Consider the following 10,538-nt stretch of genomic DNA (forward strand, 5'->3'; position numbering starts at 1 on the left):
GGAGGATGGTTGATGGGAACGGCTCAGACGGATTCCGATTGATTTGGAACTGCACCAAATCAATCCGAGCGGATGCGAGTAGGAACAACATATGGATTTCGCGGTACGGAGCCGCAGGCGGTGTCTTCCCGACTGTGGCGCAGTGGAGCGGAATCCATATCAGACGGGAGTTCCGCCGATGAACACGTTCCGTACCGGGTTTGCGCCGAGAGTGTAGGGCAGGTCGCGCCAGTCGGCGCTGTGCAGGGCGAGGAAGTGGGCGCGCTGGCCGGGCGCGAGGGCTCCCCGGTCACTCAGGCCAAGGGCGGCAGCGGCGTTCACGGTGCAGGCGGTCAGCGCCTCGGCAGGCGTCAGGCGGCACAGGCGCACGGCGAGGGCCAGCGCCAGCCCCGCACTGAACACGGGGGAGGAACCGGGGTTCAGGTCGGTGCCCACAGCGACGGCAGCGCCCGCGTCGATCAGGGCGCGGCCCGGCGCGGCGGGCAGGCCCAGGTGCAGCGTCACGCCGGGCAGGATGGTCGCCACGGTGTTCGACGCGGCCAGCGCGGCGATCTGCGCGGGGCCACTAGCCTCTAGGTGATCCACGCTGAGCGCGCCCAACTCGCACGCGAGTTCCGTGCCGCCGATGGCGTGGAACTGATCGGCGTGCAGCTTCGTCTGGAGGCCGTGTGCCTTCGCGGCCTGGAGGATGGCGCGTGTCTCCTCCACCGTGAACGCCTCGCGCTCGGTGAACACGTCCACGGCCGTCGCCAGTCCGTCGTGCGCAACGCCGGGAATGAGGTCGTGGCACACGGCCTGCACGTACTCGGCGCGGCTCTCGGTGGGCGGCACGTGAATCAGCAGGGTCGGCACGAGCTGAAATTCCGCCTGAAGGACGCGGACGGCCTGGAGCATCCGCCGTTCGGCGCCGAAGTCCAGGCCGTACCCGCTCTTGACCTCGGTGGTCGTCGCGCCGGAGTCCCGCAGCGCCCGCAGGCGGGGCCGGGCGAGCGCCACCAGTTCGTCCACGCCCGCCGCCCCGGTCGCCCGCATGGAGGAGCGGATGCCACCGCCGCGCGCCAGGATTTCCTCGTACGGGACGCCGGAAATGCGCGCCTCGAAGTCCGCGAGCCGTTCGCCGGCCCACACGGCGTGCGTGTGCGGGTCGGTCAGGCCGGGCACGACGGCCACGCCGCCCAGATCATGCTCTGGCACGTGGCGGGGAGCCTCGGCGCGCGGGCCGACCCAGCGGATCACGCCGTCCCGGACCAGCAGGGCGGCGTCGGGAATGACGGTCAGGTCGCGCATGGCCGCGCCGCGCTGCGCGCCCACCCCCGGCGTGACGAGCCCGCTGATGTTCGTGAACAGAGTTTGGGTCATCGTGTCCACCCCGGCTGCGCGGAGCTGAATTCGTCCACGGCGCACAGCGTTTCCATGATCAGCCGCGCCATCAGGAGTTCACTGCGGCCGGTGGGGTCGAGGTTCGGGGCGAGTTCCACCACGTCCAGTCCGACGATGGTGTTGTGCCGCGCAGTTTCCGCCAGAATGCTCGCGCCCTGCGCGTACGTCAGGCCGTCCGGTTCGGGGCTGCTCGTGCCGGGAATCACACTGGGGTCGAAGCCGTCCACGTCCACGCTGAGGTACACGTTCTTTCCATGTGGCAGGCGGGCCAGCACGCCCGGCAGGTCGCCTGCTACCTCCGTCATGGGGATCAGGGTGTGCCCACGGGCGCGCGCCGCCGCCACGGCTTCCGGGTCAAAACGCAGGCCGCGCAGGCCGATGGTCGTGATGTGCACGAGGTTCGGCAGCTCTTCGCACGCGCGGCGGAAGGGGCTGCTGTTGCTGTAGCGGGTGTCATTGCGGCTGTCTGTGAAATCCAGGTGCGCGTCCAGCTGCACCACATGCAGGTCCGGCACGCCCGCGAAGGCCCGCAGGAGCGGGTACGTGACGCTGTGATCGCCGCCCAGGAAAACGGGAAGCCTGCAGCGGTCCCGCACGTGCTCCGCCGCTGCGCTGATCCGCCCCCGCGCCAGTTCCGGCTCCAGACTGGGCAACACCACGTCCCCCGCGTCCACGAAGGTCACGCCCGCCAGCCTCGTCACGCCGTCCAACCCAGTAAAGGGCGGCACGCTCCGCAGGCTCGCCTCCCGCAGCGCACGCGGCGCAAAGCGGGCGCCGGGGCGGAAGCCCAGCGCAATATCGAAGGGAACGCCCAGCACGGCCACGTCTGCCGTCCAGTCCCCCTCGGGCTGAACCATCGGCGCGCGGGCGAAGGTGGGAATGCCGCCGTAAGGCAGGTGGGCAGGCTGGGTCACTGCCCGCCCCTGGTGTGATCTGAGATACCGAGGCTGGGCAGGTCCAGGCCGCGTTCGCGGGCCACATCCAGCGCGTGGTCGTAGCCGGCGTCGGCATGGCGGATGACGCCCATGCCGGGGTCGTTGGTCAGCGCACGGGACAGTTTCTGCGCGGCCTCCGGGGTACCGTCGGCGACGATGACGAGGCCGCTGTGCTGTGAAAAGCCCAGGCCGACGCCGCCGCCGTGGTGGAAGCTCATCCAGCTGGCCCCACTGGCAATGCCAAGGCCGAAGTTCAGGAGGGGCCAGTCGCTCACGGCGTCGCTGCCGTCCAGCATGGCTTCCGTTTCGCGGTAGGGGCTGGCGACGCTTCCGGCGTCGAGGTGGTCGCGGCCGATGACGATGGGGGCTTTTAAGCGGCCGTCGGCGACCATCTCGTTGAACAGCAGCGCGGCCCGGTCGCGTTCCCGGTACCCGAGCCAGCAGATGCGGGCGGGCAGGCCCTGGAAGGCGATCTGGTCGGCGGCGTACGTGAGCCAGGATTGCAGGCGTTCGTCGTGCGGGAAGAGTTCCAGCAGCGCCCGGTCGGTGGCGCGGATGTCCTCGGGATCGCCCGACAGGGCCACCCAGCGGAAGGGGCCGCGCCCTTCGCAGAAGGAGTCGCGGATGAAGGCAGGCACGAAACCGGGGTAGTCAAAGGCGTTGTCCACTCCGGCTTCCTGCGCGCGGTGGCGGAGGTTGTTGCCGTAGTCGAAGGCGACTGCGCCGCGCCGCTGGAGTTCCAGAATGGCGCGGACGTGCGCAGCCATCGCGTCGTACGCACGCTGGCGATACTCGTCGGCGTGGTCGGTGCGGAGTTTATTGGCGTCCTCGTCGGGCGCGAGGATGGGCAGGTAGCCCCACATGGGGTCGTGGGCGCTCGTCTGGTCGGTGATCAGGTCCGGCGTCCAGTTCATGGTTACGAGCTGCGGGACGAGTTCGGCGGCGTTGCCCTGCACGCCGATGGACCGCGCGACGCCCCCGGCCTTGTACTGTTCAGCGCGGGCAATGGCGTCTTCCAGGCTCGTGGCGACCTCGTCGAGGTAGCGGGTGTCAAGGCGTTTCTGGATGCGGGTCGGGTCGATCTCGATGGTGATGCTCACGCCCCCGGCGAGTTTCACCGCGAGCGGTTGCGCGCCGCCCATGCCGCCCAGTCCGGCCGTGACGGTCACCGTGCCTTTCAGGCTGCCGCCGAAGTGCTTGATGGCGGCGCTGGCGAACGTCTCGTACGTGCCCTGAAGGATGCCCTGCGTGCCGATGTAGATCCAGCTTCCGGCGGTCATCTGGCCGTACATCATCAGGCCCGCCTGATCGAGCCTGTCGAAGGTCTCCCAGTTCGCCCAGTGCGGCACGAGGTTGGAGTTGGCGAGCAGCACACGCGGCGCCCACTCGTGCGTCTTGAGCACGGCGACCGGCTTGCCGGACTGGATCAGCAGGGTCTCGTCGTTCTCCAGCCGGTCGAGCGTCTCCACGATCCGGTGGAACGCCGCCCAGTTGCGGGCCGCCTTGCCGCGCCCGCCGTACACGACCAGGGAGTCGGGGTGTTCGGCCACCTCCGGGTCAAGGTTGTTCATGAGCATGCGCTTGGCGGCTTCCTGAACCCAGCCCTTGGCGGTCCTGTTTGGGCCGCGCGGGGCGCGCACGACGGGGGCAGATTCGGGGGCCGTGTTGGGGGGCTGGGTCATGGGATTTCCTCCGGGGCGGTGCTGGAACGTGGCGGTGCTGATACGTGGCAGTACAGGGGGTGGGTGGCGTCTCCGTGCGGGGAAGGGCAGGCCTTTGGCGTTGTGGTCATCTTGCGGCTGTCTCTGTGGGGCGGCAAGACAGTTTTCCGGTGTGGCCGGAAACGTGGCAGACTACGCGCGTGCCTTCCTCTTCCCTGCTGTCCGGCGCGGTGAATGTCCTGACGGCCTTCGACGCGGATCACACCGAGTGGCGCCTCTCGGAGCTGTCGCGGCACCTGGGCCTCCCGACCAGCACCCTGCACGAGCAGCTGCTGGCACTGGTCGAGACTGGCCTGCTGGTGCGCGTGGCGAGGGGCCGCTACCGGCTGGGCTGGCGGCTGCTGAAACTGTCGAGCGCCCTGTACGGCAGCCTGCCGTGGTACGGCCCGGCGCACGCAGCGATGGAACGCGTGGCGCGCGGAACGCATTGCCTGGCGTTCCTGTGCGTACTGGACGGCGAGAACCGGGTGCTGTGCGTGGCGCGCAGTGTGCAGGGCCGCGATGGGCCGCCCGTGGCAGGCGAACTGGATTTCGAGCTGCCCGCCCACGCGACCGCCAGCGGCAAACTCCTGCTGGCGCTGGCCGGTCGGCCCCTCCCGGTGGGAGCGCAGGGGTTCACGGCGCGCACCACCACGGACCGGCAGGCCTGGCAGGCGCAGGCCGAGACGGTCTGCCGGGACGGGTACGCGGTCACGGCGGACGAGTGGGCGGACGGCACCGCCAGTCTCGCCGTGCCGGTCCGTGGCGCGGGGGGCCGGGTGCTGGCCGCGCTGGGGATCAGCCTGCCCACACAGGCGCTGCGCGGGCGGGACGCGCCGCTGCGCTCCCTGCGGGACGCAGCCGACGCGCTCAGCTGGGAGCTGGGGTGGCGGCCGGACTGATGCGGCGGCCTTCTGGTTCATTCTCCACTGTGGACCGCACCGGATCGCCGACTGCGCGCGCGGAACCCACTTACCTCCTGCTGACTGGGCGGCTCAACCCTGGGGGTCTCCCCGGCTGGAACTGGTGAGCGGGCTGGAACTGGTGAGCGAACGGTCATATCGGAGTCCGAATCAGGCGTCTGCTGTTCTGCGCCCATCTGGCTCTAGCCGTCCATCAGTTTGGGGAGCATCCGCACCCAGTTCACGTCGGGCCAGCGGTTCAGGAACGCCAGCGCCTCGGGGCTCAGGGCCTGATCGAGTTCAATGGCCAGCAGCGCCTGACCGCCGCGGGTCTCGCGGGTGCAGGTCAGTGTGGCGATGTTCACGCCGTCGGCGGCAATGGTACTCGCGATGCGGGCGATCATGCCGACCGCGTCCGAGTAGCGCAGCAGGACGGTGGGACTGGCGGCACTGAAGTTCACGCCCAGACCCTGCACCTGCGACACCTGGATCACGCCGCCGCCCGTGCTGCTGCCCTGCACGGTCAGGGTGCGCGTGTCGCCCTTCACGGCGATCCGGGCGGTGTTCGGGTGCACGTCGCCCAGGTCCGTGTCACGGAACTCGAAGGTCAGTCCGGCCTCCTGCGCCTGCGCGAAGGCGTGCGGGAGGCGCTGGTCGTCAGGCCGCATGCCCAGCAGACCGGCGATCAAGGCGAGGTGCGTGCCGTGCCCGCGCCCGGTCTTGGCGAAAGAGGCGTGCAGGTCGATGACCGCGCCGCGCGGCGCCTCGCCCAGCAGGTGGTGCGCGACCAGTCCCAGACGGCAGGCGCCGGCCGTGTGGCTGCTGCTGGGGCCGATCATCACCGGGCCGATCATGTCCAGAAGGCTCATGGGGTCAGTGTACGCGTGCCACGATCAGGCGGTCGGAGTCCAGTACCTCTATCCTGTAGATAAACCGCGCGGAGCGCGGAGCAGAAGAAAGTACGTTGGAGCGAGAATGGAGAGGTTCAGGTGTTTTCCCGGAATCTCGCAATGGTGGCTTCAAGGTACTTAGGAGCGTGCGGCGGCGTTCAGGGCGTGCAGGCTGGTCCCGGCGTGCCGCAGCGCGGCCCGGGCCAGCGGCAGTCGCACGTGGGCGGGCGCGTGCGCGAACAGCCGCAGCATGGTGCGCGCCAGCGGGCCGGGCGGGGTGCGCGGGTCCAGGAATGCGTGCCAGCGCGCGGGCGGCAACGCGAAGAACGCGGCGAAGAAGGCGGGCAGGGCGCGGGGCGGCAGGTTCAGCAGGGCCTGCACGCCCAGCAGATGCACAGCGCGGGCGGCGCGGCGCTCCGGGGGCCACAGGGCGTCCCAGCCGGCCTGCACCGGGTCACGGCCGTCCCGCAGCGCCCGCGCGGTGGCGTCTGCCACGGCCGGAGCGTCCCGCAGCGCGCCGCTCACCTGAAAACCGCTGATGGGGTGGACCAGTCCGGCGGCGGCCCCGAAAGCCAGCACGCTCCCCACACCGGCTGCGGGGGGAGCGGTGTTCATGGGAAAGGACACCCACTCGTCACTGATGATCTCGCGCGGCGGGGTGCCCTGGGCGCGCAGGCGGGCGTGCAGGCGGGCCTGTAGGTCCTGGCGGGTGGGGGCGGGCCGGGCGATCAGGCTGGTTTCCTCCACAAAGTACCGGTTGCCGCCCAGGTGCATGGCGTACAGGAACGTGGCGCCGCGCCGGTCAGTGGGCGGGTCTCCGTGCGGCGTGCGGTAGTCCATCCACACAGCCGCGCCGGGCGCACTGGGCGGCCGGTCGAAGGTCGCCACGATCCCGTACGCCGTCTGGAGGGCCGCGCCGTCCGGGTGGCGGTCCGGGTGCCGCAGCAGCGCGGGCCTGTGACCGCTGGCGTCGATGACCACGCGGGCCTCCCAGCGGGCGGGCGTCCCAGCCTGGGTGCCCCACGCGGTCCAGCCGCCTGCTGTGCGGGTGGCCCCGTCCATCCTGACAGCGGCGCCGTCCACCCGCGCGGCCGTGAGGGTCAGCCCCGGCCCGGCCCGGCCCAGCAGGGCGGCGCGCAGGGCCGCGTTGTCCAGCAGCGTGTACGGCCGCAGGAGCGGCGTGGGCTGCGGCCCGGTGTGCACGCGCACGTCTGCCCAGGTGTGCGCCGCGCAGTCCCGCGCCCAGACGGGCAGGTCGTCCCACCACGCGCCGTACGTGGCCGGAAACGGCGCGTGCGGGGCCGGGTCGGTCACGCGGACGCTCAGGCCGCGCGCGCTCAGTTCGGCGGCCAGGGCCAGTCCGGCCGGCCCCGCCCCGACGATCAGGGCGTCCGTGGGCGGCCCGGACAGGCCCGTGGGCAAAGGAGCGTCGGTCATGTGGCCCGCAGGCTAGCGCGGCGCGCCCCGGCGCGAGTGTGCGCGCGCACCCGCCGGGACCGGCACCGGGCCTCACGTGCGGCCGGGACCAAGAACGTGCCGACCCGCCCGGCACCCGCCCCGCTGGCCTCTACGCTGCTTGCCCCCGCCCTCCGGGTCCGCCTGAGTTGAGCGGTGGGTGCAAACCGTCAACCGGGCTCCCAGGAAAGACCGAGTGTGTTGCGGCACGCAACATTCCGTCCGGGCGGCACTCTAGCCTGCGCGCATGAGCCCTGACCACTCCTCCCGCCGCCCCGCTGCCCGCCGCCTGCTGCTCGGGGCGGGCGCGCTGGCCCTGGGTCTGTCCCTGGCCGCCTGCTCGCAAGACGGCGCGCAGGGGTTCCTGAACAACGTGACCAGCACCGCTGGCCTGAAGGTGCAGAGCAACGTGTCGTACGGCCCGGACGCCCGCAACGTCATGGACATCTACGCACCACAGAACGCGCAGGGCGCGCCGGTCGTGCTGTTCATTCACGGCGGCTCCTGGCAGGGCGGCGACAAGGACGGCCACAAGTTCGTCGGGGAGTCCCTGGCGCGGGCCGGGTACGTGACGGGCGTCATGAGTTACCGCCTCGCGCCGCAGAACGTGTACCCGTCGTACGTGCAGGACGCCGCGCAGGCCCTGAAGATGCTGCGCGCTGAGGCCAGCACCTTCGGCGGCAGCCCCGACAACCTGTTCGTGATGGGCCACTCGGCCGGGGGCTTCAACGCCGCCGAGATGGTCGATAACGCCCGCTGGCTGGCCGGGGTGAACGTGCCGGTCAGTAGTGTCCGGGGTGTGATCGGCGTGGCCGGGCCGTACTCCTTCGATTTCCGCGCCTTCCAGTCGGCTGTGGCCTTCCCGGCGGGCGCCACCCCGGACGAGGTCATGCCAGACCGCCACGTGCGCGCCGACGCACCCCCGCACCTGCTGCTTGCCGCGCAGAACGACAATACGGTCGGGGCGTACAACGCCGTGAACATGGAACGCGCCCTGCGTGCGGCGGGTGTGCCGGTGGAACTGAAGGTGCTGCCGCGCCTTGGGCACATCACGATCATCGCGGCCATGTCCCGCCCCCTGACGTTCCTGGGCGACACGCGCGCGCAGGTCATCCGCTTCATCGAGGAACGCCGCCTGAAGTGATCCGCCGGGGGGGGCGGCAGGGCAGGCAGGGGCGGTAGATTGGGCGCATGTCCCGCTCCGCCCTGCTTCTCGTTGCCCTGGCGTGCGCGCCGCTGCTGGGCGGCTGCCGTTACACCTTCGTGCCGCTGATTCCCGCGCAGGTGAACGTGAATCTGCCCGTGCGTCTCACGGGCGCCACGCTGGAGCGCCAGGGCGAGACCCTGAAGCTCTCGGCGCAGGTGGACGGCCGCTTCGAGCCGGGCTTTCTGAGCGTCCGCTGGTTCGACGGCGGCCGACTGCTGGGGACCGACAGCGTGTACCTGGATCTGTCGCAGCGCCGCGCCGACTTCACGTGGGCGGCCGCCCAACCCGGCACGTACCGCGCCGTCCTGTCGTTCGGCGGGACCGTCCTGCGGCAGGTCGAACTGTACGAGGTGCAGCCGTGACCCCAGCAGCCGAGACTCCAGCAGCCAGGCCGCAGCCGCGCACCTGGGACGGCGTGATCGAGTGGACGGCCGGCACCCGCGAGCGGTTCATCTGGCGCGCCGGGCAGCTCGAACCGCTGCGGACCGAGGCGTGGGAGGCGCCCGTCAATTACGGCTGCGTGCCCGGCACCTGGAATCCCGCCGACGCCGCCGAGGTAGACGCCGTGTGGCTGGGCGATCCGCTGCCGGTCGGCACGCGCCTCACGCTGGCCCCGGTGGGGCTGCTGCACCTGCACGACGGCGATCACAAGGTCATCTTCGACGCGCGTTCCACCGCCCAGGACGGCGCGGCAGACGGCCCACCGGGCGGCGCGGCCGTGCAGGCCCTCCTGAACTGGTTCCCGCCCGACCGGGGCGCCCGCCTGCGACCAGCCCACGAGGCCGCCGCGTGGCTGGCTGACCGCAGCACACCATAATCACGGGGCGGCAGCATCCGGCGCTGCGATGGAACGGCCTCAGGGGTTCGCGGGCGGCAGGGCGGGCCGGGTTGATGGGGCTGGCTGGGTGGACTGGGCTGGCTGGGTGGACTGGGCGGGCCGGATTGAGTGGGCGGGCGTCCAGGACTGCACGACCTGCGTGAGGCGCGCACTCACCCACGCCAGAGCGTCACCGCGCGGCGAGGTGATGGCGCTGTGATCCTCGCGGGGCGAGACGAACAGACGCAAGCCCTGTCGGGTGCCGTCCAGGCGGGTGTTCCCGAACGGGTCGAACACGTAGTTGACGGGCAGGCCGCCGCTGGCGCTGCGGGCCGGGTAGCGTTTGCTCTGCACTTCCAGGTTGACGGTCACGTTGGGCCACACGACGTCCTTGATGTTGCGCCGTGCGCCGTTCACCTGGATGGATTCGCAGGCTTCCAGCAGGCTGGGTGTCTGGTCGTGGGCGCGCAGCAGCGCCTGGAAGTCGCTGCGCCAACCCACGCAGATCGCGTCCAGGTCAAGCTGCACGTCGAAGGTCACGTCGGGGTTCACGCGGGTCAGGTGGTGCAGCCACACGGCGCCCTGCGAGTGTCCCAGCAGCACCAGCCGGGGCGGGTGGGGGCCGCGCAGCCAGGGTTTGATGGCGTTCAGGTCGTCCTGTAGCGCCGCGTACCCGCGCTGGTCGGCCCCAACAAACGGCGACCGGAACTGCCTGGCGGGGTGGCTGGCGTAGCCGCTGGCCTGCACGCTCAGGCCGCGCGCGGTGAACACGCTGGCCACGGCGTCCAGAGTGCCGCGCCCGGACAGGTAATCCACGTTGTCGCGGGGGGCCTGACAGGGCGGCCCGCACCGGCCGGAGACCGACAGGATCACCACGTCGGGCGGCGGGCCAGCCAGGTTCAGGGGCGGCGTGTGCGCGGCGGGCGGCGTCACCCGGGGGGCGCACGCCGTAAGCAGCACAAGCAGGAGCAGCAGCAAAACGCGCATTCGGCCCCCAGTGTAGAAGTGTTGCGGCGGCAGGAGGTCATGCGGATGTCATTCGGATTCCTTGTGATACGGACTGCCGCTCCACTGCGCCACAGTCGGAAAAGCGCCGTCTGTGGCTCCATACCGCGAAGGGGCGTGGGCTGTTCCTCCTCGCGTCCGCTCGGATTGAATCAGAACTGTAGCGAATTAAGGTAACTGCTCAGCAGGGGACGATCAGACAGAGAAATTGGGCATGAGAATATCCCCCGTGAACACGCTGACCAGT

At 70.9% G+C, this 10,538-nt stretch carries 10 protein-coding genes; 4 read left to right on the forward strand and 6 right to left on the reverse strand.

The genetic code is table 11. The features are described from left to right. Positions 1–159 precede the first annotated feature (159 nt). Genes hutI through hutU form a run of 3 tightly spaced genes read right to left on the reverse strand, consistent with a single transcriptional unit; the run spans position 160 to position 3,997 of the window. Positions 160–1,359: an imidazolonepropionase gene (gene hutI, locus QZ271_RS08015; RefSeq protein WP_291430283.1), complete on the reverse strand. Its 1,200-nt coding sequence runs from the start codon at positions 1,357–1,359 to the stop codon at positions 160–162. Next, entirely contained in the window at positions 1,356–2,294 is a 939-nt protein-coding gene (locus QZ271_RS08020) for an arginase family protein (protein WP_291430285.1), read from the reverse strand. The genes hutI and QZ271_RS08020 overlap by 4 nt, the downstream gene beginning before the upstream one ends. Next, complete coding sequence (gene hutU / locus QZ271_RS08025; RefSeq protein WP_291430287.1) at positions 2,291–3,997, reverse strand: urocanate hydratase; 1,707 nt, start codon at positions 3,995–3,997, stop codon at positions 2,291–2,293. The genes QZ271_RS08020 and hutU overlap by 4 nt, the downstream gene beginning before the upstream one ends. 179 nt (positions 3,998–4,176) lie before the next feature. On the opposite strand from hutU, the gene QZ271_RS08030 reads away from it, so the two are divergent. Then, complete coding sequence (locus tag QZ271_RS08030; RefSeq protein WP_291430289.1) at positions 4,177–4,917, forward strand: IclR family transcriptional regulator; 741 nt, start codon at positions 4,177–4,179, stop codon at positions 4,915–4,917. Between the two features lie 203 nt (positions 4,918–5,120). Here the strand turns inward: QZ271_RS08030 and sdaAB are convergent, their stop codons facing one another. Beyond that, on the reverse strand, positions 5,121–5,786 hold the full coding sequence (sdaAB, locus tag QZ271_RS08035; RefSeq protein WP_291430292.1) for an L-serine ammonia-lyase, iron-sulfur-dependent subunit beta: 666 nt from the start codon (positions 5,784–5,786) through the stop codon (positions 5,121–5,123). Positions 5,787–5,945: 159 nt separating this feature from the next. After that, entirely contained in the window at positions 5,946–7,244 is a 1,299-nt protein-coding gene (locus tag QZ271_RS08040; RefSeq protein WP_291430294.1) for a lycopene cyclase family protein, read from the reverse strand. A 265-nt stretch (positions 7,245–7,509) separates the two neighbouring features. On the opposite strand from QZ271_RS08040, the gene QZ271_RS08045 reads away from it, so the two are divergent. From QZ271_RS08045 to QZ271_RS08055, 3 genes are read left to right on the forward strand one after another with little or no spacing between them, the layout of a single operon-like run. Continuing rightward, positions 7,510–8,406 (forward strand): alpha/beta hydrolase, encoded by an 897-nt coding sequence (locus QZ271_RS08045; RefSeq protein ID WP_291430296.1) that lies wholly within the window; start codon positions 7,510–7,512, stop codon positions 8,404–8,406. Between the two features lie 47 nt (positions 8,407–8,453). After that, the gene (locus tag QZ271_RS08050; protein ID WP_291430297.1) at positions 8,454–8,831 is read left to right on the forward strand and encodes a hypothetical protein; all 378 of its coding nucleotides are present in this window, start codon (positions 8,454–8,456) and stop codon (positions 8,829–8,831) included. Further along, positions 8,828–9,286: an inorganic diphosphatase gene (locus QZ271_RS08055; protein WP_291430299.1), complete on the forward strand. Its 459-nt coding sequence runs from the start codon at positions 8,828–8,830 to the stop codon at positions 9,284–9,286. Before QZ271_RS08050 ends, QZ271_RS08055 begins: the two co-directional genes overlap by 4 nt. Positions 9,287–9,325: 39 nt before the next feature. Here the strand turns inward: QZ271_RS08055 and QZ271_RS08060 are convergent, their stop codons facing one another. After that, entirely contained in the window at positions 9,326–10,273 is a 948-nt protein-coding gene (locus QZ271_RS08060; RefSeq protein WP_291430301.1) for a hypothetical protein, read from the reverse strand. Positions 10,274–10,538 lie beyond the last annotated feature (265 nt).

Source organism: Deinococcus sp. (assembly GCF_018260555.1).
In the GTDB taxonomy this organism is placed as follows: Bacteria; Deinococcota; Deinococci; order Deinococcales; family Deinococcaceae; genus Deinococcus.